This is a genomic window from Pectobacterium polonicum, assembly GCF_005497185.1.
GTDB classification, from domain to species: Bacteria; Pseudomonadota; Gammaproteobacteria; order Enterobacterales; family Enterobacteriaceae; genus Pectobacterium; species Pectobacterium polonicum.
Genome location: NZ_RJTN01000006.1, coordinates 26,148 through 51,339 on the forward strand (window position 1 = coordinate 26,148; position 25,192 = coordinate 51,339).

Annotated in this window: 22 protein-coding genes; 12 read left to right on the forward strand and 10 right to left on the reverse strand. The window is 53.7% G+C overall.

The features are described from left to right. Positions 1–175 precede the first annotated feature (175 nt). From msrQ to acuI, 3 genes are all read right to left on the reverse strand, one after another. Positions 176–775: a protein-methionine-sulfoxide reductase heme-binding subunit MsrQ gene (gene msrQ, locus EDI29_RS08820; RefSeq protein ID WP_137740601.1), complete on the reverse strand. Its 600-nt coding sequence runs from the start codon at positions 773–775 to the stop codon at positions 176–178. Between the two features lie 78 nt (positions 776–853). Next, positions 854–1,855: a protein-methionine-sulfoxide reductase catalytic subunit MsrP gene (gene msrP / locus EDI29_RS08825; protein ID WP_137740602.1), complete on the reverse strand. Its 1,002-nt coding sequence runs from the start codon at positions 1,853–1,855 to the stop codon at positions 854–856. Positions 1,856–2,026: 171 nt separating this feature from the next. Further along, on the reverse strand, positions 2,027–3,004 hold the full coding sequence (gene acuI, locus EDI29_RS08830; protein WP_137740603.1) for an acrylyl-CoA reductase (NADPH): 978 nt from the start codon (positions 3,002–3,004) through the stop codon (positions 2,027–2,029). 293 nt (positions 3,005–3,297) lie between these two features. Between acuI and csrD the strand changes: the two genes are divergently transcribed. The 8 genes from csrD to tldD all read left to right on the forward strand — a co-directional run bounded on the left by csrD (position 3,298) and on the right by tldD (position 15,662). Then, on the forward strand, positions 3,298–5,235 hold the full coding sequence (gene csrD / locus EDI29_RS08835; protein ID WP_137740604.1) for an RNase E specificity factor CsrD: 1,938 nt from the start codon (positions 3,298–3,300) through the stop codon (positions 5,233–5,235). 316 nt (positions 5,236–5,551) lie between these two features. Continuing rightward, on the forward strand, positions 5,552–6,595 hold the full coding sequence (gene mreB, locus EDI29_RS08840; RefSeq protein ID WP_107170717.1) for a rod shape-determining protein MreB: 1,044 nt from the start codon (positions 5,552–5,554) through the stop codon (positions 6,593–6,595). 163 nt (positions 6,596–6,758) lie between these two features. Continuing rightward, a complete protein-coding gene (gene mreC, locus EDI29_RS08845; protein ID WP_137740605.1) occupies positions 6,759–7,742 on the forward strand; it encodes a rod shape-determining protein MreC in 984 nt (327 codons plus the stop codon). Next, positions 7,739–8,227, forward strand: a complete 489-nt coding sequence (gene mreD, locus EDI29_RS08850) for a rod shape-determining protein MreD (protein WP_137740606.1) — start codon at positions 7,739–7,741, stop codon at positions 8,225–8,227. Before mreC ends, mreD begins: the two co-directional genes overlap by 4 nt. A gap of 8 nt (positions 8,228–8,235) precedes the next feature. Beyond that, positions 8,236–8,829, forward strand: coding sequence for a Maf family protein (locus tag EDI29_RS08855; protein WP_137740607.1), 594 nt, complete (start codon positions 8,236–8,238; stop codon positions 8,827–8,829). Then, positions 8,819–10,288, forward strand: a complete 1,470-nt coding sequence (rng, locus tag EDI29_RS08860; RefSeq protein WP_005975412.1) for a ribonuclease G — start codon at positions 8,819–8,821, stop codon at positions 10,286–10,288. The genes EDI29_RS08855 and rng overlap by 11 nt, the downstream gene beginning before the upstream one ends. A 41-nt stretch (positions 10,289–10,329) precedes the next feature. Further along, a complete protein-coding gene (yhdP, locus tag EDI29_RS08865) occupies positions 10,330–14,160 on the forward strand; it encodes an AsmA2 domain-containing protein YhdP (protein WP_137740608.1) in 3,831 nt (1,276 codons plus the stop codon). 56 nt (positions 14,161–14,216) lie between these two features. Next, complete coding sequence (tldD, locus tag EDI29_RS08870; protein WP_137740609.1) at positions 14,217–15,662, forward strand: metalloprotease TldD; 1,446 nt, start codon at positions 14,217–14,219, stop codon at positions 15,660–15,662. Between the two features lie 37 nt (positions 15,663–15,699). Here tldD and aaeR read toward each other — a convergent pair whose 3' ends face one another. Further along, positions 15,700–16,644, reverse strand: a complete 945-nt coding sequence (gene aaeR / locus EDI29_RS08875) for an HTH-type transcriptional activator AaeR (protein WP_137740610.1) — start codon at positions 16,642–16,644, stop codon at positions 15,700–15,702. Positions 16,645–16,977: 333 nt separating this feature from the next. Between aaeR and aaeX the strand changes: the two genes are divergently transcribed. From aaeX to aaeB, 3 genes are read left to right on the forward strand one after another with little or no spacing between them, the layout of a single operon-like run. Continuing rightward, entirely contained in the window at positions 16,978–17,181 is a 204-nt protein-coding gene (aaeX, locus tag EDI29_RS08880; protein ID WP_005975424.1) for a p-hydroxybenzoic acid efflux pump operon protein AaeX, read from the forward strand. Between the two features lie 7 nt (positions 17,182–17,188). Next, positions 17,189–18,154 (forward strand): p-hydroxybenzoic acid efflux pump subunit AaeA, encoded by a 966-nt coding sequence (aaeA, locus tag EDI29_RS08885; protein WP_137740611.1) that lies wholly within the window; start codon positions 17,189–17,191, stop codon positions 18,152–18,154. Between the two features lie 11 nt (positions 18,155–18,165). After that, the gene (aaeB, locus tag EDI29_RS08890) at positions 18,166–20,154 is read left to right on the forward strand and encodes a p-hydroxybenzoic acid efflux pump subunit AaeB (protein ID WP_137740712.1); all 1,989 of its coding nucleotides are present in this window, start codon (positions 18,166–18,168) and stop codon (positions 20,152–20,154) included. A 52-nt stretch (positions 20,155–20,206) separates the two neighbouring features. On the opposite strand, the gene yjgA is transcribed toward aaeB, so the two are convergent. Next, positions 20,207–20,758, reverse strand: coding sequence for a ribosome biogenesis factor YjgA (gene yjgA / locus EDI29_RS08895; protein WP_137740612.1), 552 nt, complete (start codon positions 20,756–20,758; stop codon positions 20,207–20,209). Between the two features lie 283 nt (positions 20,759–21,041). Here yjgA and pmbA point away from each other — a divergent pair, with 283 nt between their 5' ends. Then, positions 21,042–22,382: a metalloprotease PmbA gene (gene pmbA / locus EDI29_RS08900; protein ID WP_107170731.1), complete on the forward strand. Its 1,341-nt coding sequence runs from the start codon at positions 21,042–21,044 to the stop codon at positions 22,380–22,382. 64 nt (positions 22,383–22,446) lie between these two features. Here pmbA and rnk read toward each other — a convergent pair whose 3' ends face one another. The 5 genes from rnk to hpf form a co-directional block, all read right to left on the reverse strand. Next, complete coding sequence (gene rnk / locus EDI29_RS08905) at positions 22,447–22,857, reverse strand: nucleoside diphosphate kinase regulator (RefSeq protein ID WP_039507264.1); 411 nt, start codon at positions 22,855–22,857, stop codon at positions 22,447–22,449. Between the two features lie 155 nt (positions 22,858–23,012). Further along, positions 23,013–23,285 (reverse strand): PTS phosphocarrier protein NPr, encoded by a 273-nt coding sequence (npr, locus tag EDI29_RS08910; RefSeq protein ID WP_039547824.1) that lies wholly within the window; start codon positions 23,283–23,285, stop codon positions 23,013–23,015. Positions 23,286–23,316: 31 nt separating this feature from the next. Continuing rightward, positions 23,317–24,174: an RNase adapter RapZ gene (gene rapZ, locus EDI29_RS08915; protein WP_012822088.1), complete on the reverse strand. Its 858-nt coding sequence runs from the start codon at positions 24,172–24,174 to the stop codon at positions 23,317–23,319. A gap of 154 nt (positions 24,175–24,328) precedes the next feature. Next, positions 24,329–24,802 carry a PTS IIA-like nitrogen regulatory protein PtsN gene (ptsN, locus tag EDI29_RS08920; protein WP_107170762.1) on the reverse strand — a complete coding sequence of 158 codons (474 nt, stop codon included), beginning with the start codon at positions 24,800–24,802 and terminating at the stop codon, positions 24,329–24,331. 96 nt (positions 24,803–24,898) lie between these two features. Next, positions 24,899–25,186 carry a ribosome hibernation promoting factor gene (gene hpf / locus EDI29_RS08925; protein ID WP_005975449.1) on the reverse strand — a complete coding sequence of 96 codons (288 nt, stop codon included), beginning with the start codon at positions 25,184–25,186 and terminating at the stop codon, positions 24,899–24,901. Between the last annotated feature and the right edge of the window lie 6 nt (positions 25,187–25,192).

Here is a 25,192-nt window from a genome sequence, read left to right on the forward strand (position 1 = left end):
CTTTCGTGACGCAAATTGTCCGGCCCGAGAAAGTAAAGTCGTGCATTATAACCATATCGTGGCAATTCGCAGCTAAATACTGGTCTTATCTGCGGAGATATTCCTGCACCAGACCGTGAGAAGGCGTGAATTTCACTGCGGTCCGTCACCGGCTTTTCCTGTATTGCTGCGGCGTTTAGCGCCACCATTGGCGAAATTTCTTATAACGTAACAGCAGCAAGATCAGCGCCGCGAGCGCATATAAAATAGGCTGCGGGGAGAGCGTTTTAACTGACCAAAGATAGTGGATAGGCGCAAGGATGGCGACTAAATAGACGAAATTATGCAGTTTTTGCCATTGCGATCCCAACTTGCGCATCATTATCTGTGGTGATGTCACCGCCAGCGCCAGCAAAATCAGCCAGCTTATGATTCCCAACGTTAGATACGGCCGGGATATCAGTTCTTTTCCCAGCAGCGCCAGATGATCCAGACCCAGCTCCAGCAGTGCATAGCTCACCAGATGTAACGTCGCCCAGAAAAAGCACCACAGCCCGAGGAGGCGTCGGCAGCGAATCAGCAGCGGCTGTTTACCGTAGCGCGCCAGTGGCGTGACCAACAGCGTCGCCAGCAGCAATTTCAGCGCCATTCGGCCGGTAAAATGCTGGATATCTTTGGCGGGGTCCGCGCTGAACCACCCTTGGTCAACTGACAATATCAGCCACAGCAGCGGCAGAAAACCAGCCAGATGGAGTAGCACTTTTAACCGGGTAATGTGTTGTAACGTCAGTCTCATGCTGATGTAAATTCCTATCCTGACAGGATGCTGTAGCGAGAAGTTTTGTGTTATTAGCTAGATGTTTTGTGTTGTTAACTAAAAATTGTCGCGCAGATTCAGGCCGCGATACAGCGAGGCGACCTGATCGGCATAGCCGTTGAACAACAGCGTGGGTTGACGTTCAACGTTAAGTAACCCACCTGAGCCAATGACGCGCTCTGTCGCCTGCGACCAGCGTGGGTGATCCACATGCGGGTTAACGTTGGCATAGAAGCCATACTCGTCTGGCGCCGCCAGATTCCATGTGCAGGGCGGCTTCTCACGAGTGAACCGGATATGTACGATGGATTTGATGTTCTTGAAGCCATATTTCCACGGCGTAACTAACCGGATGGGCGCACCGTTCTGCGGCGGCAACGTCTTGCCGTAGACGCCGACGGCCAGCAGTGCCAGAGGATTCATGGCTTCATCCATCCGCAGCCCTTCTACATAGGGATAATCCAGCCCGCCGCCCATGAAGCGATCTTTTTGCCCCGGCATCTGTTCCGGGTCGTAAAGCGTCTGAAACGCCACGTAGCGGGCGTTGCTGGTGGGTTCGGCGAATTTAATCAGCTTAGCCAGCTCAAAGCCGACCCACGGAATCACCATCGACCACGCCTCGACGCAGCGAAAACGGTAGATCCGTTCTTCCAGCGGAAAGCGTTTGAGCAAATCGTCGATATCCAGCGTGAGAGGCTTGGCGACGTCACCATCTATCTTAACGGTCCAGCCTTCGGTTTTTAACCCGCCCGCATTGGCCGCCGGATCGGCTTTGTCCAATCCGAATTCATAGAAGTTGTTATAGCCCGTAACTTTATCTTCCGGCGTGAGCGGCAGATCGAGCTTCCAGTCGGCGGGTTGGCTAAACGTGAGTGGTTTACCCGGTGGCGCTTTGGGTTTATCGCCGCCTTTAAACCAGGCCAGCAGGTCAGCCTGTGCTGAAAACGGCAGTGAGAGCGCCGCAGCGGAAATACCCAGCGCTTTTAATACGCGTCGACGCTGATAAAAGAGGGATTCCGGGGTAACGTCGGCTTCCGTGAATTTGCGATGTTTGTGCATGTGAACTCCCGCCAGTCATTATTATTGTTGACGCAAAGTGGCGTTTTTAATGCTTACCGTTCACTTAGTTATAGATGACTTGCGGTAGAAACTGCGACAGGAGAGAGGAAATACTTTTTTGCAGGGTGTAACAGCCACCATAAAGGTGGCTGGGGACATCAACGAACGGTGTTAGCTGATTTTCACCAGCGTACGGCCAGTGACTTTGTTTTCCAGCAGGGCAGCGGCAACGGCAGGGACGTCTTCCAACCCGATTTCCTGCGTCACCTGTTGATAGAACGACTCAGGCAGGATGGCAGCCAGACGCTCCCACGCTTGCTGACGGCGCGCCAGCGGTGCCATCACGGAATCTACGCCTTGCAGGCGAACATTACGTAAAATAAATGGCATCACGGTCGTTGGCAGCGCGATACCGCCAGCCAGACCGCATGCGGCGACTGTCGCGTTGTAATCCATCTGTGCCAGCAACGTCGCCAGCACGTTATCGCCGACGGTATCCACCGCGCCAGCCCAATGTTGTTTTTCCAACGGGCGAGGCGTTCCGCTGAATTCGCTGCGATCCAGCACCTGTTTGGCACCCAGTTTTTTCAGATAATCGGTATTATCAGCACGGCCGCTGACGGCGGTAACCTGATAGCCTAGCTCTGCAAGCAGGGCGACTGCTGTGCTGCCGACGCCGCCGCTGGCGCCCGTCACAATGATGTCGCCGCTTTCCGGGGTGATGCCGCCATCTTCCAGCGCCATCACGCACAGCATCGCAGTAAAGCCTGCGGTGCCAAGAATCATAGCCTTACGCGCATCCAGCGACGCGGGCAGAGGGACCAACCAATCGCTCTTCACTCGCGCCTGTTGTGCCAGGCCGCCCCAATGGTTTTCACCTACACCCCAACCGGTCAGGATAACGGGCTGGCCGACGGCAAACCGATCGCTGTCACTGTGACGCACGGTTCCGACAAAATCGATCCCTGGAACCATCGGGAAGTTACGAATAATTTTGCCTTTGCCCGTAATGGCAAGCGCATCTTTATAATTAATGCTGGACCAACTGATATCGACCGTCACGTCCCCGGCGGGAAGCTGCTCTGCGTCAATCTCGCGAATCTGAGCGTGGGTCAGTCCGTCTGACTGTTCAAGAACTAAAGCCTGCATGGGCTATCTCCTGTGGCAGGATTAAAATGGGGAAGTCATTAACGACTATCATACCCGTCATTCTTCAAGCTGCTGTATGTTAGCGTTTCTCACCGAAGGCCAGCCGTTGGCTGGTCAAATTCGTTCCAGACGAATTTGTCCCTCGCTCGCTGCCTTCCTGCAACTCGAATTATTTAGGGTATAGTTATTACAGGTACTATTTGTTAATAAAGGTACTATGTTGCTTGCCTATGCGAACTGATAAAAAACAACAAACTCGCAGAAATAACAATTATTTGGAATAGGACGCAGGGATGGGATTTACGACCAGATTCTCGATACTCGTGGTATTGCTGACAGCGCTCGCCATTTTTCTTATGCTTTTCAGTAGCATATTTAGCCTCTGTTACTATAGCCAGTCGCGAACGGAACAACAGCTGCGTGAGGTCACGGCCAGCATCGATCAGGCGTTGTTAGTGCAATCGCCTGAAAATATCCAGTATTGGCTGCCGGGAATGATGAAGACGGCAGGCATTGTGGCGTTGGATATTCAGGATAACGATTCGACGCTCTATTCAATACAGCTGCCTGAGGCCAGTTGGGAACGCACGCATCTCTATCATGAGGTCGAATTCCCGCTGATGCATCATTTGAACATGACGATCGCCTTAAAATATGTCGACCCACTGATTGGTTTACCGCGCTTTGTGGTGTCTACGCTGTCGGTTTTGCTGGCAGCTGGCGTGATGCTCCTGATGCTGTACTTCTCTCTTCGCTGGCTGCGCCGTCAGGCTGCCGGACAGGAAGAGTTGGAAAAGCGTGCACAGCGTATTCTCAAAGGCGAACGTGAATCAGTGATGCAAGGGTCGGTGCGTGAATGGCCCGTCAATACCAGCGGGGCACTCGATCAACTGTTGTCCGATTTAGTGGAAGCGCGTGAGGAACGCGGGCGGGTCGATACCTTAATCCGTGCCTTTGCCGCACAGGATGCCGAAACCGGACTGAATAATCGTCTGTTTTTTGACAACCAACTGACCACGCAGTTGGAAGATGGTGAAGAAGTGGGGACACACGGTATTGTGATGATGATCCGTGTGCCAGATTTTGAAACGTTGCAGGAAACGCATGGTGATAACAATCTCCTTCAGGAATACCGTTTCACGCTGGTCAACCTGCTGTCGACGTTTGTCATGCGTTATCCTTCGGCACTGCTGGCGCGTTATTTCAGCAGCGATTTCACCGTATTACTCCCTCACAGTACGTTAAAGGAAGCCAATGCGATTGCCACGCAACTGGTGAAAGCCATCGATATTCTCCCTGCTTGTCCACTTATCGATCGGGAGGAGGTTCTTCACATTGGTATTTGTGCCTATCGCGGCGGGCAAAGCGCTGAGCAGGTCATGGAAAGCGTGGAGGACGCGACGCGTAATGCGGTATTGCAGGGCGGTAACAGCTGGTGCGTGTTTGACAGGCAGGTGCCGGATAAAGGGCGTGGCAGCGTGAAATGGCGAACCTTGCTGGAACAGACGTTGGCGCGTGGCGGGCCGCGGCTGTATCAGAAGCCTGCGGTCACCAAAGAAGGGGTTGTGCATCATCGTGAAATGATGAGCCGGATTTATGACGGAGAACAGGAACTGCTCGCCGCAGAGTACATGCCTTTGGTTCAACAGTTGGGGTTGGCGACCAGCTATGATCGGCAACTTGTGGCTCGTCTTGTTGATTTGTCGGCGAATTGGCCCGGAGAAACGCTGGCTTTACCGGTAAGTGTGGACTCACTTTTGCAAAAACCTTTCTTGCGCTGGCTGAAAGAAGTCTTACTGCAATGTCCGAAAACGCAGCGGCAGCGCATTTTATTTGAACTTGCTGAGGCTGATGTTTGTCAATATATCGGTCGCCTGCGCCCGGTTCTCACTGTGATTCTGGGATTAGGCTGTCGCCTGGCGGTCACGCAGGCGGGTTTGACGCTGGTTAGCACGACGTATATTAAGTCGCTCCCCGTGGAGGTTATCAAGCTTCATCCTGGTTTGGTACGCAGCCTTGAGCGTCGCCCGGAAAATCAGCTTTTTGTGCAAAGTTTGACCGAGGCCTGTAAAGGCACGCAAACCCGGGTATTTGCCGCTGGTGTGCGTACCAAAGAGGAGTGGCGGATGCTGTTGGGCAAGGGGGTTTATGGCGGGCAAGGCGATTTTTTTGCCGCATCAGTCCCCGTAACGGATGAGCTGAAAAAATATTCACCGCAGCATCGTGTTTAGTATAAACGTCCTGTTCAAATTGACGTAGAATGAGGCGTTTGTTAAATCGGTTAGTGTGTGCTTACGTTAGCGCCAATCCGATTAAATGTTAGATTTTATGTCCTGTGTTAGTGCAATTCTGTCGGGTGGGCAGGGGTAAAATGCCTTGCTGCCTGAGGAGACGGCATTCTGTGTCTTCTCCCTGATGCCGACATGCGCAACGCAGACTTATTTTTCACCGAAGCAGAGCCTTTTCGTGCCTTGTCGCTGCTTCGTGTGGTTGGTAAAGTAGGCGGATTTATTTTTCGCCCCCAGCTTGCAGGATTATCCTTTAGTTATGTTTAAGAAATTTCGTGGCATGTTTTCCAACGACTTGTCCATCGACCTGGGTACCGCCAATACCCTAATTTATGTTAAAGGGCAGGGCATCATACTGAATGAACCCTCTGTGGTTGCGATCCGTCAGGATCGTGCTGGTTCCCAAAAAAGCGTGGCAGCAGTCGGCCATGATGCCAAGCAGATGCTGGGCAGAACACCTGGGAATATCGTGGCGATTCGCCCGATGAAAGACGGCGTTATTGCCGATTTCCAGGTCACGGAAAAAATGTTGCAGCACTTCATCAAGCAAGTGCATAACGACAGCTTTATGCGTCCAAGCCCTCGTGTATTGGTGTGTGTGCCGGTCGGTGCGACACAGGTTGAGCGCCGCGCCATTCGCGAATCTGCGCTGGGTGCCGGTGCCCGTGAAGTGTTCCTGATCGAAGAGCCGATGGCGGCTGCGATCGGTGCTGGTATGCCAGTATCTGAAGCGACGGGCTCCATGGTGGTGGATATTGGTGGTGGTACGACGGAAGTGGCGGTGATCTCGCTGAACGGCGTGGTGTACTCCTCTTCAGTGCGTATTGGCGGTGACCGCTTTGATGAAGCGATCATCAACTACGTTCGTCGTAACTATGGTTCACTGATCGGTGAAGCGACGGCAGAACGTATCAAGCATGAAATCGGCTCCGCTTATCCGGGCGACGAAGTGCTGGAGATTGAAGTACGCGGCCGTAACCTTGCTGAAGGTGTTCCACGTGGGTTCACGCTGAACTCCAATGAAATTCTGGAAGCGCTGCAAGAGCCGTTGACGGGTATCGTCAGCGCAGTCATGGCCGCGTTGGAACAGTGCCCGCCAGAACTGGCCTCCGACATTTCCGAACGCGGTATGGTGTTAACCGGCGGCGGCGCGCTGCTGCGTAACCTGGATCGTTTGCTGATGGAAGAAACCGGTATTCCGGTTGTGGTGGCTGAAGATCCACTGACCTGTGTTGCCCGTGGCGGCGGCAAGGCGCTGGAAATGATCGACATGCACGGTGGCGATTTGTTCAGCGAGGAGTAATCCTGTCTGGAAAAAGGGGGGACCGGATGGATGAACGCCTGCGTTTTTCATCTCTCGTGGTTACCCCTTTTTTATTTGCCTGTAGCCCTATGGGGCGCTGCTTTGTGACGTTAAAAATCGCCAGGAGCGATTTGAGGTTGCTGTCGAGGAATACGCAAACTTTATGAAGCCGCTTTTTAGCAGGGGACCTTCCCTGCAATTACGACTTTTTCTTACTGTCGTTACCGCGATTGTCGTGATCGTTGCGGACAGTCGGCTCGGTTCGTTCGCTAAAATCAGAACGTACATGGATACTGCCGTCAGCCCATTCTATTTTCTGGCAAATGGACCGCGTCAGGCTCTGGACAACATGTCTGCCTCATTGGCAACTCGTGAGCAATTAGGCCTTGAAAATACCGCGCTGCGTCAGGAACTGTTGATGAAAAACAGTGACCTGTTGCTGCTAGGTCAGCTCAAGCAGGAAAATGCACGGCTACGAGAACTGCTGGGCTCGCCGCTGCGTCAGGATGAGCAGAAGATGGTGACGCAGGTGATGTCTGCTGGAACTGACCCTTACAGCGATCAGGTCGTGATTGATAAAGGTCAGGCGAACGGCGTGTATGAAGGGCAACCGGTCATTAGCGATAAAGGCGTGGTGGGTCAAGTTGTGGCGGTTGGCCAGTTTACCAGCCGGGTTTTATTGATTTGTGATGTTTCCCACGCGTTGCCGATTCAGGTGCTACGCAATGATATCCGCGTGATTGCCGCTGGTAATGGTTGTACCGACGATCTGCAACTGGAGCACTTGCCTAATAATACCGATATCCGAGTAGGTGACGTGTTAGTCACATCGGGTCTGGGCGGGCGTTTCCCTGAAGGGTATCCGGTTGCGGTGGTGTCATCGGTCAAAGCCGATACACAGCGAGCTTATACGATTATTCAGGCTCGCCCGACGGCAGGGTTACAGCGCCTACGCTATCTATTACTGCTGTGGGGCGTGGAAAATAACGCCAATACGTCGCTGCCGCCAGCGGAAGTGCATCGGGTTGCCAATGAGCGCCTGATGCAGATGATGCCGCAGGTGTTACCTTCACCTGATGAAATGGGGCCGCCGCTTCCACCTGATATCGCTGCGCCCACTGCCGAGTCGCAGAGAGGTCGCCAATGAACCGTTATCGCAGGCATGGCAACTGGATTATCTGGCTTTCTTTTCTGATCGCCATGGTGTTGCAGATTATGCCGTGGCCGGATGAAATCTACATGTTTCGCCCCTCTTGGCTGACGCTGTTTCTTATTTACTGGGTGATGGCATTGCCGCATCGGGTCAATGTCGGCACCGGATTTATATTGGGTCTGATTATGGACCTGATTCTTGGGTCTACACTGGGAGTACGGGCGCTGGCGTTGAGCATTATTGCTTATCTGGTGGCCTTTAAATTCCAGCTGTTCCGTAATATGGCGTTATGGCAGCAGGCATTAATTGTCATGCTACTGTCGCTGTTGATGGATCTCACGGTGTTCTGGGCGGAATTTTTAGTTATTAATGTCTCTTTCCGACCGGAAACGCTCTGGAACAGCGTCGTGGATGGGGTACTCTGGCCGTGGCTGTTCCTGCTGATGCGTAAAATTCGTCGTCAGTTTACTGTGCAATAAGGTGATTCATGACCCAGCTTTATCTGGCTTCCGCTTCTCCCCGTCGCCGCGAACTGCTTGCGCAGCTCGACATCCCTTTTTCTGTGCTGAATGCGGCGGTGAAAGAACAGCGTTTACCGGAGGAAGGGGCGGACGTTTACGTCCGGCGTCTGGCGCATGAGAAAGCGGCCGCAGGCGTCGCGATTGCACCGTTAGATTTGCCGGTGCTGGGGGCAGATACCATCGTGGTGCTGAACGGTCAGGTATTGGAAAAACCGCACGACGAAACCCATGCGGCAGAGATGCTGAGTCAGCTGTCTGGGAAACAACATCAGGTGATGACTGCCGTCGCGCTGGCAGATAAAGACGATATCTTGAGTTGTCTGGTGATAACCGATGTCACCTTCCGTCCGCTTTCGCCGCAGGATATCGAGCGATACATTGCCAGCGGTGAGCCGATGGATAAAGCAGGGGCTTACGGTATTCAGGGCAAAGGTGGGTGCTTTGTCCGGTCGCTTAACGGGAGCTATTACGCAGTGGTTGGACTGCCGCTGGTAGAAACTCACGAACTATTCAGTAATTTTGCTGCGTTGCGGAGTGCAAGAGGAAAACATGACTGCTGAGTTACTGGTAAACGTTACACCGTCAGAAACGCGCGTTGCCTATATCGACGGCGGCATTCTGCAAGAAATTCATATTGAGCGTGATGCGAAGCGCGGCATTGTCGGCAACATTTATAAGGGTCGCGTGAGCCGCGTTCTGCCGGGCATGCAGGCGGCGTTTGTGGATATCGGTCTGGATAAAGCGGCATTCCTGCACGCGTCCGATATTATGCCGCACACCGAATGTGTTGCCGGTGACGAACAGAAGAATTTTCACGTCCGTGATATCGCTGAACTGGTGCGTCAGGGACAGGATCTTATGGTGCAAGTGGTCAAAGATCCGCTGGGAACCAAAGGTGCGCGTCTGACGACCGATATCACGCTGCCGTCGCGCTATCTGGTGTTTATGCCCGGTGCCTCGCACGTTGGCGTGTCACAGCGGATTGAGAGCGAAGCGGAACGTGAGCGCTTAAAGAAAACGGTCGCTGAGTATTGCGATGATGATGGTGGTTTCATCATTCGTACCGCAGCGGAAGGCATCGGTGAAGAAGAGCTGTCACAGGATGCGGCGTTCCTGAAGCGTCTGTGGGGCAAGGTCATGGAGCGCAAAAAACGCAACCAGACCAAATGTAAACTTTACGGCGAGGTGGCGCTCGCGCAGCGAATTTTGCGTGATTTCGCCGGTGCGGCGTTGGATCGTATTCGGATTGACTCCCGACTGACGTATGAAGCGCTGCTGGAATTTACCTCCGAATATATCCCGGAGATGACCCGCAAACTTGAACACTATGCAGGTAAACAGCCGATTTTTGACCTGTTTGATGTGGAAAATGAGATTCAGCGTTCGCTGGACAGAAAGGTTGAATTGAAGTCCGGTGGCTATTTGATCATCGACCAGACGGAAGCGATGACGACCGTTGACATCAACACGGGAGCATTCGTTGGCCACCGCAATCTGGATGAAACCATTTTCAATACCAATACGGAAGCGACGCAGGCGATCGCACGACAGCTGCGACTGCGTAACCTCGGCGGTATCATCATTATCGATTTCATCGATATGAATAACGAAGATCACCGTCGGCGGGTGCTGCATTCACTGGAGCAGGCGCTGAGTAAAGATCGGGTCAAAACCAGTATTAACGGCTTCTCTCAACTAGGATTAGTGGAGATGACGCGCAAACGCACGCGTGAGAGTATCGAACACGTGTTGTGTCATGAATGCCCGACGTGTCATGGTCGCGGCACGGTGAAGACGGTCGAAAGCGTCTGCTATGAAATCATGCGTGAAATTGTGCGCGTCCACCACGCTTATGATACCGATCGTTTCCTGGTCTATGCCTCACCGGCTGTCGGGGAAGCGCTAAGAAGCGAAGAATCGCACGCGCTAGCTGAGGTTGAAATTTTCGTCGGCAAACAGGTCAAAGTACAAATCGAACCCCTGTATAGCCAGGAGCAGTTTGACGTCGTAATGATGTAAATTCGTGCGCTCGTCGTCGGCGACGAAAGAAGGAGAAATTAGTGAGGCGACTGCCCGGAATACTCATCATCACGGGTGCCACGCTTGTCGTGATGGTTGCGCTGTTAGTTAGCGGCTTAAGACTGGTGCTGCCACAGCTCGATCATTTTCGGCCACAGCTGGTGGCCTGGGCGCAGTCCGCTGCTGGCGTCCCGCTAGAAATCGGCTCAATGACGGGGCGTTGGGAGTCCTTTGGCCCCACGTTGGAAATTGAAAAATTTCGCACGTCTCTGCCGGAATCAGACTGGCAGGTTGACCGTATTACGCTGGCACTGGATGTGTGGCAGTCGCTGTTGCACGGGCGCTGGCAGTTTCGCGATCTCACATTTCATCAATTAAAGCTCGATCTTAATAGCCAATTTAACGGGCAAAAGCAGGATAGCAAACTGATGGAGTCGGGGAAGGTCAGCGATCTTTTCCTGCGCCAGTTTGACCACTTTGACCTGCGTGATAGCCAGATTACCTTTCTTACCCCTTCCGGTTCCCGAGCGGAACTGAGTATTCCGCAACTGACCTGGTTGAACTCCGAGAAGCGCCACCGTGCGGAAGGTTTGATCAGCCTGTCGAGCTTTAATGGCCAGCATGGCGTAGTGCAGATGCGCATGGATTTGCATGATGAACGGGGGTTGCTTGGCAACGGCACGTTCTATCTGCAAGCGGACAATATCGATATGAAGCCCTGGCTCAGCCGCTGGATGAAAAGCAATACCGGGCTGGAAAGCGCTGATTTTAGTCTGGCGGCGTGGCTCAACGTCCGTGATGGTGGCATCCACAGTGGTGATGTGCTCCTCAATCAGGGGACGGCAAGCTGGGGAGAAGGTAGCGATGCACATCGCCTGAATGTCGATGATATGGCGCTACATATCAGCCGTCAGGAAAACGGCTGGCAGGTGGAGGTTCCTGAATTGAATCTGGCAACGGATGGTATCGCCTGGCCGAAAGGCCGGCTCTCCGCGCTCTGGCTGCCAAAAAATGAACACATGCTGGGACCTGACCGACAAGAAGAGCTACGTATTCGAGCCAGTAATCTGGCGCTGGAGCGGGTAAGCACGCTGCTCCCACTGTTGTCCGGTACGACGCCAGCCTTGAAAGCACATTGGGATGAACTGCAACCGAAAGGCACATTGAATGCCGTTGCCGTCGATATCCCTCTGCAACAGCCGGAGCGAAGCCGCTTTCACGCCAATTGGCAGGATGTGAGCTGGAAGCAGTGGAAACTGCTGCCGGGCGTCGATCATTTCTCCGGCTCTGCCCGCGGTAGCGCCGAGCGTGGTCAGGTCAGCATAGCGCTAAAGCAGAGCACGCTGCCCTATGTGGATATGTTCCGCGCGCCGCTGGAAATCAAGCAGGCCAGCGGCACGATAGACTGGCGTGACGACGATCAGGGTCTGGCGCTCTGGAGCCATGGGCTGGATGTGCAGGCGAAATCACTGTGGGCTAACGGTGATTTCCGTTATGAACAGCCTACCAAGCACGAACCGAAGCTGGATATTCTGGCAGGCATCCGGCTGACCGATGCGGCGGATGCCTGGCGCTATTATCCCGAGCTGTTTATGGGCACTGAGCTGGTGGATTATCTGAGCGGCGCGCTGAAGGGCGGCCGTGTCGATAACGCGACGCTGATCTTTGCTGGCAATCCGCAGCATTTCCCGTTTACGCACAACGAAGGCCAGTTTGAAGTCTGGGTGCCGGTGAAAGAGGCCACCTTTGAGTTTCAGCCTGGCTGGCCTGCGCTGACGCCGCTGGATATCAACCTGGATTTTGCTAACAACGGCCTGTGGATGTTTGCGCCGCAAACCTGGCTGGGTAAGGTGGCAGGAAAAAATATTAGCGCGGTCATTCCCGATTATGAAAAAGAGATGCTGCTCATTGATGGCGAACTGGACGGTCCGGGGCCTGAGGTGGGGAATTATTTTCATCAAACGCCGCTGAAATCCTCGCTGGGTACGGCGCTGGATGAGCTGAAAATTGGCGGGGCGGTGAAAGGCACGCTGCATCTGGATATTCCACTTGTTGGTGATGATGTCCGCGCCAGTGGCGACATCACGCTAAACAATAACAGTCTGTACATCAAACCGCTGGATACCACGATTAAGAATCTCACGGGTAAGTTCCGCTATGAAAACGGCAACTTACGCAGTGAAACGCTACAGGCGAATTGGCTGAATCAGCCGATGGCAGTCAACTTCACAACAGAAGAACAAGCGAAGGCTTTTCTGGTGAATGTTGGCTTGCAGGGTGACTGGCAGCCTGCGCTCTTGCCCGGTTTACCGGCATCGGCAAGCAAAGCCCTGTCCGGCACGGCAGGCTGGAAGAGTACGGTGGCCGTCAACCTGCCGCATTCTGGTAAAACGACTTATGATGTTGATGTACAGGCTGATTTAAACAAAGTAAGCAGTCACTTACCTAACCCGCTAAATAAGCCAACTGGCGAGAGTTTGCCACTGGAAGTTAAAGCCAGCGGCGACCTGAATGGTTTTGCCATGCAAGGGCGAGTGGGCAAAGATAACCGTTTCAATAGCCAATGGCTGCTAAAAGGCGACACCGTGACGCTGGCACGGGCAAGCTGGCAAAATGCGGCAACGGCAGCGCCTGCATTGCCAGAAGATGCTGCGCTGGTGCTCGATCTTCCGCCATTGGATGCTGAAAGCTGGCTGGGGCTTTTGCCATCTCTGCGTACCTCGACGTCAGTGGAAGGAAAAAAAGCGCGTAGTTCTCTTCGTTTTCCTGAAGCCGTGACGCTACGAACCCCTGAGCTACAGTTGCTGGGGCAACAGTGGCACGATCTGGAAATTACGCGCAAAAATACGCTTGGCGGCAGTGAAGTGCAGGCGAAAGGACGCGAAATTGACGGAACGGTTGCGATACCTAATCGCGGTATGTGGCGCAGCGACATCAATTATCTCTACTACAATCCTCAATGGAAAGGGAATGAAGCGACCAATCCGGTGGCTCTGGCGGAGAAAAAATCGCCGCTGAACGATCCGAGCATCAGCTTTGAAGACTGGCCGTCGCTGGCGGTGAACTGCCGCCAGTGCTGGATTATCGGGCAGAATATGGGACGTATTCAGGGAACGCTGCTGCCAGAAAAGGAAAAATTAACGCTGACTGACGGTATCATTGATACAGGTAAGGCTCGCCTGACGGTCAACGGCACCTGGCAGGAAAACGCAGAAGGGGTACGGACCGCGCTAAAAGGCCGTCTGACGGGGGAGAGTCTGGAGCAGAATGCTAACTGGTTTGGTGTCGATTCGCCGCTGAAGGCCGGTTCTTTCGATGTGGATTACGATCTGTATTGGCGTGGTACGCCTTGGGCGCCGGATGTTGCCAGCCTGAGTGGGATATTGCACACACGCATTGGCAAAGGTGAAATTGCCGAAGTCGGTGCCGGTCAGGCAGGACAACTGCTGCGTTTATTGAGCTTCGATGCGCTGATGCGTAAGCTGCGGTTTGATTTTAGCGATACGTTTGGCCGGGGGTTTTATTTCGACTCGATTCGTAGCACCGCGTGGATTAAAGACGGCGTGCTGCATACTGATGATATGCTGATCGACGGGCTGGAGGCGGATATCGCGATGAAAGGCGATCTCGACCTCGCTAAGCGACAGGTCAATATGGAAGCGGTTATTGCCCCGGAAATTTCTGCGACGGTGGGTGTGGCGACCGCATTTGCCGTCAATCCGGTTATAGGGGCCGCGGTGTTTGCTGCCAGCAAAGTGCTGGCACCTCTATGGAACAAGATTTCGCTGATTCGCTACCAGATTTCCGGTAGCCTCGATCAGCCAAAGATTCAGGAAGTGCTGCGTGAGCCGAACAAGAAGAAAGGCGAATAATGCCGTTAGGGCAGCGCAGCGTACTCAGCCGATTATCTGATAAAGAGTGAAAAACTATGAGCCTTTCGTTTGTCAGTGAGCAGTTACTCACCGCCAACAAATTGAATCTTGACGATCTCGCCGCTGTGCTGGGGTCGCTTAATGAGCGTCGACTGGACTATGCCGATCTCTATTTTCAGTCCAGTTACCATGAGTCTTGGGTTCTGGAAGATCGCATCATTAAAGACGGTTCTTACAATATCGATCAGGGCGTGGGTATCCGTGCGATTGACGGTGAAAAGACCGGGTTTGCTTATGCCGATCAGATTACGCTGAACGCATTGCACCAGAGCGCGCAGGCAGCACGCAGCATTGTGCGCGAACAGGGTACAGGCACGGCGCACACGTTGGGAGCGGTATCGCATCATGCGCTCTATCCAACGTTGAACCCGCTGGATAGCCTGACGCGTGAGGATAAAATTGCGCTGTTGCAGCGTGCCGACACGGTTGCGCGTGCCGCAGATGCGCGCGTGCAGGAAGTGTCAGCCAGCCTGACCGGCGTGTATGAGCTGGTGCTGGTGGCGGCGACGGACGGTACGCTGGCGGCGGATGTGCGTCCACTGGTACGTCTATCAATCAGCGTGCTGGTCGAAGCTGAAGGTAAACGTGAGCGCGGTAGCAGCGGCGGCGGCCTGCGTGGCGGTTATGACTATTTCTGGGAAGTGGCTGACGGCGAAGCGCGCGTCGATGCCTGGGCAAAAGAAGCCGTGCGTATGGCGCTGGTTAACCTGTCGGCGGTGGCGGCACCTGCGGGACCAATGCCTGTGGTGCTGGGTGCTGGCTGGCCGGGCGTGCTGTTGCATGAAGCGGTAGGACACGGTCTGGAAGGCGATTTTAACCGTCGCGGTACGTCAGTGTTCAGCGGACAGATGGGGAAACTCGTTGCGTCAGAGCTGTGTACGGTGGTAGACGATGGCACGTTGAGCGGACGTCGCGGTTCGGTTTCGATGGACGATGAAGGTGTTCCGGGGCAATACAATGTCCTGATCGAAAACGGTATTCTGAAAGGCTATATGCAGGACAAGATGAATGCTCGTCTGATGGGTGTTGCGCCAACGGGCAACGGTCGCCGCGAATCTTATGCGCATCTGCCGATGCCACGTATGACCAACACCTACATGCTGGCTGGGAAATCTACGCCGGAGGAGATTATCTCCAGCGTTGAATACGGTCTATATGCGCCAAACTTTGGCGGCGGTCAGGTTGATATCACTTCTGGCAAGTTCGTCTTCTCGACGTCTGAAGCATACCTGATCGAAAAAGGCCGTATCACTACGCCAGTCAAAGGCGCAACGCTGATTGGTTCCGGCATTGAAGCGATGCAGCAGATCTCGATGGTCGGCAACGATCTGGCGCTGGATAAAGGCGTCGGCGTGTGCGGTAAAGAAGGGCAAAGCCTACCTGTCGGCGTGGGTCAGCCTACGCTAAAGCTGGAAAGCCTGACTGTCGGCGGCACCGCGTAATTTGTTTTGATATCTGAGAGTCTTATAGAACCGCGCTTTATAGGCGCGGTTTTTTTTCCTCGCTATGATTCTGCCGATAGCCCTGATACGTCAGGGCGACGTTTTTGAAGTATTCCGTCATGTAGTTAATGCAGACCTGTACTTTTAGCGGCAGGTTGTCTTTGCGGGTGTAGAGCGCGTAGACCGGACGCGGGTCGGAGTGGTAGCGGTTGAACAGAATCTCGATTTCACCGCGATTGATTTCGTCCACGATCCACATGAGCGGCACGTACGCGATGCCCGCTCCGGCCTTGAGCCAGCGCACCAGCGTTTGTGGGTCGTTAGTGACAAAGCGTCCTTGTGGTGTGACGCGGGTCGAAATGCCTTCCGGGGCGATCAGCTCAAATTCGCTGTCGGGCCGCACACTGTATTCCAGCCAGGAAAAATTCACCATATCTGCCGGCTTATCCGGCGTACCGTGCTGTGCCAGATAGCGTTTCGCGGCACAGACCACCATCGGCATCGAGCCTAAGCGTTTTGAGAACAGGCTGGAATCCTGTAGTGCACCGACGCGGATAACGATATCCAGCCCGTCGGCAATCAGGTCGGGAGCGGGAATGCCGGTGACCAGATTGACGGATAGACCGGGATATTCCTTCAGCATCGCGGCAGTCATGGTGGACAACACATTCTGCGCCATCGTGGAAGAGCTACCGATGCGCAGCGTGCCGATCGGCGTGTTGTTGAAAGCATAAAGCTGCTCATGGACCTCATGCGCTTCATGCAGCATGCGGCGACAGCCGTGGTAGTAAATTTTCCCCGCTTCCGTCAGCCCAATGCTGCGCGTACTGCGATTAAGCAGCTTAATCTGTAGCTCATCTTCAAGTTTGGTTACGGTTTGGCTGACGGCGGATACGCTCATCTGCAACTGGCGGGCGGCGGCGGTAAAAGAACCAAATTCCACCACGCGGGCAAACACCGACATACTCTTTAGTCTTTCCATTGTTCACTCTGGCTTAAAAGTGATTTAGATCACACTATGTAGATAAGGTGATAATAAGCATCCATAATATAGCCTATCCGGTGGTTCTGGGCAGAACAGAGCCATTCAATGATTGTGTTTATTTACCCAATTAGAGTAATACGCTGATTTCCCATCGTTAGTCAGCCCCTGCTGACATCGCTATTCATCAGTTTAACGCTATCCCATCCGTTGGCTGCTCGCCTGCGGGATGAGGCTCTGTTGTCGGTGCTGAAAGGCCGCGCCAGACGACATAATTTACCACCCGGTAGCAACCTGCTCGCTACCGTTATCGACTAGAAAAAGGAAAAGAGGATGAGTTCACTCCCGGTTATGGTGCTGTTCGGGCTGTCATTTCCCCCCGTATTTTTTGTCTTGCTGGTGTCGTTGACCCTGTTCTTTGTCGTGAACCGCCTGCTGCAACCGACGGGTATCTATGACTTCGTCTGGCACCCTGCGCTGTTTAACAGCGCGCTGTTCTGCTGTCTGTTTTATTTACTGTTCCGTTACGGTCTGTGAGGTGTCTGTGAAAGCGTTCTTTTTACCCTTGTTTAGACAACAGGCCGTGCTGATCAAAAAACTGAGCCGGGTGGTCATCACGCTGGTGATTGTGCTGTGTGCGATTGTGGCAATCTTCCGTGTCTGGGCGTTCTATACCGAATCGCCCTGGACGCGTGATGCCAAATTTACGGCGGATGTGGTGGCGATCGCGCCAGATGTCAGCGGATTATTGACCGATGTTCGCGTCACGGACAATCAGCTGGTAAACAAAGGTGATGTGCTGTTTGTCATCGACCAGCCGCGCTACCACCAGGCTGTGGCGCAGGCGGAAGCGGATGTTGCCTACTATCAGGCGCTGGTGACGGAAAAACGTCGGGAATCAGGACGCCGGGCGCGCCTGGGCATCAGTGCGATGTCACAGGAAAATATCGATCAGTCCAGTAATGCATTGGAAACCGCAACGCACCAGCTTGCTAAAGCACTGGCGGTATTGTCACTGGCGAAACTGGAGCTGGAGCGCACCGTGGTACGCGCCCCTGCCGACGGCTGGGTCACTAACCTGCATGTGCAAAGCGGTGAGTTTATCGAACGCGGTAATACGGCGGTGGCGCTGGTGAAAAAGGATTCGTTTTACCTGCTGGCGTACATGGAAGAGACCAAACTTGAAGGCGTTCGCCGTGGCTATCGTGCGGAAATTACTCCGCTGGGTAGCGAGAAGATATTTTACGGTACGGTGGATAGCGTGGCGGCTGGGGTCAATAACAGCAGCAACAGTGCGAACACGAAAGGCCTGGCTAACGTGGATTCCAATCTGGAGTGGGTGCGTTTGGCGCAGCGTGTGCCGGTAAAAATCCGTCTCGATCGACAAATGGGCGATCTCTATCCGGCTGGCACCACGGCGACCGTGGTGATTACCGGCGAGCAGGTCAACAACGACAAAAAACCGTCGCCGCTCATTCGCCTGCTTTATCGCCTGCGTGAGTTTGGCTAAGTGAGGCGATGATGAAAACCCCGTCGTTGACAGTATCCAGATTCTATACCACACCGAAGTTTGCGCGTTTTCGCTTTGCCTTCAAGCTGAGCTTCGCGATTGTGCTGTCCCTGTTTCTGGGCTTCCACCTCCAGTTGGAAACGCCGCGCTGGTCGGTGCTGACGGCAGCGATTGTCGCCGCTGGCCCGGCGTTCGCTGCGGGCGGTGAACCGTTTTCTGGTGCGATCCGTCATCGTGGTATTCTGCGCATTATTGGTACGTTTATCGGCTGTATCGGTGCACTTATCATCATTATCGCCACCGTTCGCGCGCCCGTCGTGATGTTGATGCTGTGCTGTATTTGGGCAGGGCTCTGCACCTGGGTTTCCTCGCTGGTTAAAGTCGAAAACGCCTATATCTTCGGGCTGGCGGGTTATACCGCGCTGATTATTATTGTATCGACGCAGGGAACGCCGCTTCTGACGCCGCAGTTTGCCGTGGAGCGCTGTAGCGAGATTGTGCTGGGCATCGTCTGTGCCATTCTGGCGGATTTACTGTTTTCGCCACGCTCGATCAAGCAGGATGTTGACCGCAGCATCGGTGAACTGCTGGTGGATCAGTATCGGCTACTGCAACTCAGTATGAGCGGGGCGGAAAAAGAAGCGATAGACGCGGCATGGCACGCGCTGGTGCGTAAAACGACCGCGCTAAACGGTATGCACAGCAGCCTGATGCTGGAGTCTTCACGCTGGCAGAACAGCCATCGCCGCTTAACGTCGCTGCATACGCAATCGCTCACGATGATCACACAGGCGTGTGAAACCTATCTGATGTTGCAGGACGTCCCGGCTCCTGTAAAAAGTAGCCTGAAACTGGTGTTGGAGCAGCCTGTTGAGTCGCTCCGTGATGTGCATGGCCGTGTGAAAGCATTACGCCACGTGATTGCGGCGGATAGCCGCGATGTGCCGCCTACGTTGGTCAGTTGGGTTGGCGCGGCGACACGTTACCTGCTGCTGGCGAAGGGCGTACAGACCAACGGACGCATTAGTACGATAGAAGCTGACGTGCTGAACAGCGATGTGGAAATTAAAGCGCCTTCGGCTGAAACCCATCATGCCATGATCAACGGTTTACGCACCGGAGTGGCGACGGCGCTGGGCTGCCTGTTCTGGCTCAGTACCGGCTGGACTTCCGGCAGTGTGTGTATGGTGATGATTGCGGTGGTGACGTCGCTTGCCATGCGCTTGCCGAATCCACAGATGATGGCGAAGGATTTTCTGTTTGGAACCATCTACGCGCTGCCGCTGGGTGCGCTGATGTTCATGTTTATCATGCCATCAACGCAGCAAAGTATGCTGCTGCTGTGTCTGAGTCTGGGGGCGATGGCTTTCTTCCTCGGGCTTGAGGTACAAAAGCGTCGGCTGGGTTCGCTGGGCGCATTAGCCAGTACGATCAACATTCTGGTGCTGGATAACCCGATGACGTTCCACATCAGTCAGTTTCTGGACAGCGCGATCGGCCAGATCATCGGCTGTTTTCTGGCGCTGATGGTGATCCTGCTGATCCGGGATAACACCAAGGCGCATACGGGGAGAACGCTGTTGAACCGCTTTGTGTATGGTGCGGTTTCGGCGCTGACGACCAACACCGTGCGGAGAAAAGAAAATCACCTGCCCGCGCTGTATCAACAGCTGTTCCTGCTGCTGAGCCGTTTCCCTGACGATATTGCCAAGTATCGCCTTGCGCTGTGGCTGATCATCATGCACCAACGTTTGAGAACGCTGAATATTCCGCAAAACGCGGCGCTGTCTGCTTTTCATCGTCAGATTCGTGCAACCGCAGAGCAGGTGATTTTGGCTCGACGCGATACTACGCGTAGCCGCTATTTTACGCAGCTGTTGGAGGAACTTGAGCGTTATCAACAGATGCTGGCAGAACAGCAGCTTCCCACGAGTGTGACTGCGCCAGTGGGGCGATTGACTGGGATTTTACGTGATTATCAGCATGCGCTGAGCAACTAATTTTGATAAAGCACGGGACGAGTGAGCCATGCTCCTCATCCCGCGATGATCGTTAGTCTTTGGTTTCAGCCAGTTCACGCAGGTACTGAAAGATCTGGCGGGTGGCTTTTGGCGGTTTGTTTGCCGCTTTCTCTTTCTGCGCATTGCGCACCAGAGAGCGCAACTGCTGCCGGTCGGCATGTGGATATAGCGCCAGAATCTCTGGAACCACATCGTCCCCTTCGGTAATCAGGCGGTCGCGCAGCTGTTCCAGTTTATGGAACAAGGCCACCTGCTGATTATGACGGTTGTTTAGCTTATCCAATGCGGTTTGGATCGGTTCTGGATCGCGGGCGCGCAGCATTTTGCCAATGAGCTGTAGCTGGCGGCGACGGCCCTCTTTCTTGATCCGCTGTGCCAGCTCTACTGCTGCACGCAGATCGTCGTCCAATGGGATCTTCTCCAGAGCATTTTTGCCCAGATCAACCAGTTCCGCACCGAGATCTTTCAGCACTTCGGCATCACGCTTTATTTCGCTTTTACTGACCCAGATAATTTCATCATCTTCGTCGTCTTCTTGATTATCCGGGACGTCATTCAGCCAGTCTTCGGGTTTTTGTTTCATGGTTGGCTCCTAAAAAGTGTCCAGGAGCAATACTTAACGGCTCCGGGATGGTGAACAGCGCGCCCACCAGAAAAAAGAGGCTGATACTAACAGGTTTGGGCTTTGTGCGAAATTGTCCGTAGATCCTGTTAGACTAGAAAGCATTATGCTACACCATTTTATGCTCCTCATACTTCACGTTACCTACGTGTTGGCTGCGCGAAGTATATAGAGTATACGCCCCTTTTGTGCTCGTTGCGGGGATGATGATGGTGAGCTTTCTTCCACTCATTATGGCAGAACAATGACGATAACTACTCAGGTTGCAGAGCAGCGTAAAGCGCTGGAGCTCGCGGTTGCTCAGGCGCTGGAACTGGCGCGTGCCGGTTCTGATGCGGCAGAGGTCGCGGTGTCAAAAACGACGGGCATTAGCGTCAGTACCCGTTATGGTGACGTTGAAAATGTTGAATTCAACAGCGATGGTGCGTTGGGCATTACGGTTTATCACCAACAGCGTAAAGGCAGCGCATCGTCTACCGATCTTAGCCCGGATGCGATAGCCCGTACTGTGCAGGCCGCGCTGGATATCGCGCGTTATACCTCAGTCGATCCTTTTGCTGGCCCGGCGGATCGCGATCTTCTGGCATTTGACGCGCCGGATCTGGATCTGTTCCATCCAACTGAGTTGGATGCGGATCGCGGCATTGAATTAGCCGCCCGCGCAGAGCAGGCCGCATTACAGGCTGACAAGCGTATCACTAACACTGAAGGCGGCAGCTTTAACAGTCACTACGGCGTTAAGGTATTTGGCAATAGCCATGGCTTGCTAAAAAGCTACTGCTCTAGCCGTCATTCCATGTCCAGTTGCGTGATTGCCGAAGTGAATGGCGATATGGAGCGGGATTATGCCTATACCGTTGGCCGTGCGCTGGATGATTTGCTTAGCCCGGAATGGGTGGGCGAAGAGTGCGCACGCCGGACGTTATCCCGACTGTCACCGCGTAAACTGCCCACCATGCAGGCACCGGTGATGTTTTCTGCGGAAGTGGCGACAGGCCTGTTTGGTCACTTAGTCGGCGCCATCAGCGGCGGCAGCGTTTATCGTAAATCTACCTTTCTGCTGGATAAGCTGGGTCAGCAGATTCTGCCGGAGTGGCTGACGATTGAGGAGCTGCCGCACTTGCTAAAAGGGCTGGCTTCTACGCCGTTCGACAGCGAAGGTGTGCGGACGCAGGCGCGTGAAATTGTGAAAGCAGGCGTGTTGCAGACGTGGCTGATGACGAGCTACTCCGCACGTAAGTTGGGAATGCAGAGCACCGGCCACGCGGGTGGTATCCACAATTGGCGGATTGCCGGACAAGGTTTAGATTTCAACGGCATGTTGAAACAGATGGGCAAAGGCCTGCTGGTGACCGAACTGATGGGGCAAGGTGTGAGCGGTGTGACGGGGGATTATTCTCGTGGGGCATCTGGCTTCTGGGTCGAAAACGGTGAAATTCAGTATCCGGTCAGCGAGATAACGATTGCGGGCAACCTGAAAGACATGCTGCGTAATATTGTGACGGTGGGGAACGATATCGAAACCCGAAGCAATATCCAGTGTGGTTCCGTGTTGCTGCCTGAAATGAAGATCGCAGGGGAATAAGCCTGCTCTGTATGAGTAACCGTCGCCGTCGGCAGTGTCCGACGGCTGTTACTCTATCTCTGGCTTAGCGGTGGTACTCGCCCGCGGCTTCTGGCTGATAGAGTAGTTCTAGTACTTCAATTCGCGTTTCTTCACCGTTTGGCAGCTGCCAGGTGATAGAATTTCCCACATGCATTCCCAATAGTGCTGCGCCCAGCGGAGCCATCACCGACAGCGGTTCTTTGCTGTCCTTCACTGCGGCTGGATAAACCAGCGTGCGGATGTGCTCTTCGTTGGTATTCAGATCGCGGAAACGCACCCGACTATTCATGGTGACGACATGTGAGGGAATCGATGCCGAAGGCAGAATTTCTGCCCGATCCAGTTCCTCATTCAACGCCTGTGCGATATCGCTGTCCGCAAAGGCGGGCTGCTCCAATAACATATCCAGACGTTCTGCATCCAATTCACTGATTGTCAGGTTAGGTTTCGTCATACTCCTCTCCAGTTGGTATTTTCAGATGATATAAAAATAACCCCCCGCGCCCAAAGGAGCAGGGGGTATAAGAAAATATGATATATGTGGATAGTAGGAGGTTCGGAAGGGAAAGTGAAGCACTAAGGTGTACAGATAGCCAGCTAAGGAAATCGCTAGTCTTCGTCGAACCCAGCTTCAAATAGCTTGATGACGGCGGCAAGCGCCTGTTCTTCATCTGGGCCAGTGGCTTCCACCTCAATGAGACGCCCTTTGGCCGAGTCCAGCATCAGCATGGCAATCACGCTGCTGGCTTCGGCTTCGGTGCCGCTGTCATTACGCAGTATCACTTCTGCATCAAAGCTCTGCACCAGCTCGAACAACTTCATCGCTGGGCGAGCGTGCATGCCCAGCTTATTTTTGATTTCAACCGTTTGCCGGACTGTCATGGGTTACCTGGCTGTGCTGGTTTGCCGACTATCACGAGGGTTTACGTTTTTCCAGCGTACGGTGGCGTGACTGTACGTTCTTACCGCGTGAGCGGAAGTAGTCTGCCAACTGTTCAGCGACGTAGACGGAACGGTGCTTACCGCCAGTACAGCCAATGGCGACGGTCAGGTAGCTACGGTTATTGGTTTCCAGCATCGGCAGCCACAGTTCGAGATAGCTACGAGTCTGGTAGATGAAGTTGTGAACTTCGGTATGCCTGTCGAGGAAGGACGCAACGGGCTTGTCCAGACCGGTCATCGGACGCAGTTTCGGGTCCCAGTGCGGGTTCGGCAGGAAACGTACGTCAAAGACGTAATCCGCATCGATAGGAATACCGTGCTTAAAGCCGAACGATTCGAACACCATCGTAAGCTCGCGTTCCCGCTTGCCGAGCAGCCGTGTACGCAGCATTTCGGCCAGTTCGTGCACCGACATCTCTGAGGTGTCGATAATCAGATCGGCGCGCGAACGCAGCGGTTCCAGCAGGTCACTTTCTTCATCAATCGCGCTTTCCAACGACAGATTCTTGCTGGACAGTGGGTGCAGGCGGCGGGTGTCACTATAGCGACGGATCAGCGTGTTGCGATCGGCATCCAGAAACAGCAACTGAGGTGAGAAGCTTGATGGCAGTTGCTCCATGGCATGCTCGAAGATCTCTGGAGATTCCGGCATATTGCGCACGTCAATGCTGACTGCGGCAGAAATATTACGAGCCGCAAGCGTATTTGCCAGTTCTGGCAGCAGAACCACTGGTAGATTATCTACGCAGTAGAACCCCATATCTTCCAATGCGCGCAGGGCGACAGATTTTCCTGAACCTGAGCGACCGCTGACAATCATCAGTACCATCTGACGACTCCCCTCTGGCAACGTGATGGCGAATTTTCATTGCCATGATTTTTATGATGTATCGCTAAAAAATGACGGCTTAGCGCACGGATTGCAAGTATTCTCTCGTTCTACTGCGAATAGCCCGTCATCGTGAGTATGACGATCGTCTGGTTTAACCCGCTTCCGTCATAATCTGGTACAGCTCTTCATCGCTTTGCGCCGCGCGTAGGCGTCGGCAAACCGTTTTATCCGCCAGTCGCTTGGCAACAAGCGATAGGGTATGCAAATGGGTTTTACATTGTTCCGCCGGAACCAGCAAGGCAAAAAGCAGATCAACGGCCTGATTATCAATAGCATCGAAAGCGATCGGTTGCTCTAACTGGATGAAAACACCGATGGCACCCAGTGCATTATCGTCTTCCAGCTTACCGTGAGGAATGGCAATGCCGCCGCCGATTCCCGTGCTGCCCATCCGCTCCCGGGTCAGGATGGCATCAAAGATAATTTGCGAGGGAATGTTAAGCTGCCTGGCGGCCAGCTCGCTGATAATTTCCAATGCCCGTTTTTTACTCTGGCAATGGACGGTGCTTCGGGTGCACTCAGGGCGTAAGACGGTGCTGAGTTGCAATACGGGATCGTGGCTCATTTTATTTTCACTTAACGACGCTTTCACTTCTGGTGATCCCGCGCCATCCGTCGGATAGCGCGGGTTTGTTCCTTTACCAAATGGCAAAGGAGAAAGTTAGTGCTGCTTGAGTTTATCTTTATGCTTATTGAGCTGTCTTGCCAGCTTATCAATCAATAAGTCTATCGCGGCGTACATATCTGCCGCCTCGGAGGTTGCATGCAGCTCCCCACCATTAACATGGAGCGTGGCCTCGGCAATTTGCTGAACTTTTTCCACTCTCAATACCACATTGACCTGATTAATCCGGTCAAAATACTGCTCTAATTTGGCAAATTTGCCATTGACAAAATCACGCAGTGGTTCAGTGATCTCGATGTGGTGTCCGGTAATGTTGAGCTGCATAGTGTC

Bases quoted from the DNA above. Each gene is read 5' to 3' on its own strand.
- csrD (WP_137740604.1), top strand. From the start codon at position 3,298: ATGGGATTTACGACCAGATTCTCGATACTCGTGGTATTGCTGACAGCG.
- acuI (WP_137740603.1), bottom strand. From the start codon at position 3,004: ATGCAGGCTTTAGTTCTTGAACAGTCAGACGGACTGACCCACGCTCAG.
- aaeB (WP_137740712.1), top strand. From the start codon at position 18,166: ATGAAAACCCCGTCGTTGACAGTATCCAGATTCTATACCACACCGAAG.
- mreB (WP_107170717.1), top strand. From the start codon at position 5,552: ATGTTTAAGAAATTTCGTGGCATGTTTTCCAACGACTTGTCCATCGAC.
- yjgA (WP_137740612.1), bottom strand. From the start codon at position 20,758: ATGAAACAAAAACCCGAAGACTGGCTGAATGACGTCCCGGATAATCAA.
- mreD (WP_137740606.1), top strand. From the start codon at position 7,739: ATGAACCGTTATCGCAGGCATGGCAACTGGATTATCTGGCTTTCTTTT.
- hpf (WP_005975449.1), bottom strand. From the start codon at position 25,186: ATGCAGCTCAACATTACCGGACACCACATCGAGATCACTGAACCACTG.
- aaeX (WP_005975424.1), top strand. From the start codon at position 16,978: ATGAGTTCACTCCCGGTTATGGTGCTGTTCGGGCTGTCATTTCCCCCC.
- msrQ (WP_137740601.1), bottom strand. From the start codon at position 775: ATGAGACTGACGTTACAACACATTACCCGGTTAAAAGTGCTACTCCAT.
- rng (WP_005975412.1), top strand. From the start codon at position 8,819: ATGACTGCTGAGTTACTGGTAAACGTTACACCGTCAGAAACGCGCGTT.
- mreC (WP_137740605.1), top strand. From the start codon at position 6,759: ATGAAGCCGCTTTTTAGCAGGGGACCTTCCCTGCAATTACGACTTTTT.
- pmbA (WP_107170731.1), top strand. From the start codon at position 21,042: ATGACGATAACTACTCAGGTTGCAGAGCAGCGTAAAGCGCTGGAGCTC.
- rnk (WP_039507264.1), bottom strand. From the start codon at position 22,857: ATGACGAAACCTAACCTGACAATCAGTGAATTGGATGCAGAACGTCTG.
- msrP (WP_137740602.1), bottom strand. From the start codon at position 1,855: ATGCACAAACATCGCAAATTCACGGAAGCCGACGTTACCCCGGAATCC.
- rapZ (WP_012822088.1), bottom strand. From the start codon at position 24,174: ATGGTACTGATGATTGTCAGCGGTCGCTCAGGTTCAGGAAAATCTGTC.
- aaeR (WP_137740610.1), bottom strand. From the start codon at position 16,644: ATGGAAAGACTAAAGAGTATGTCGGTGTTTGCCCGCGTGGTGGAATTT.
- EDI29_RS08855 (WP_137740607.1), top strand. From the start codon at position 8,236: ATGACCCAGCTTTATCTGGCTTCCGCTTCTCCCCGTCGCCGCGAACTG.
- tldD (WP_137740609.1), top strand. From the start codon at position 14,217: ATGAGCCTTTCGTTTGTCAGTGAGCAGTTACTCACCGCCAACAAATTG.
- npr (WP_039547824.1), bottom strand. From the start codon at position 23,285: ATGACAGTCCGGCAAACGGTTGAAATCAAAAATAAGCTGGGCATGCAC.
- ptsN (WP_107170762.1), bottom strand. From the start codon at position 24,802: ATGAGCCACGATCCCGTATTGCAACTCAGCACCGTCTTACGCCCTGAG.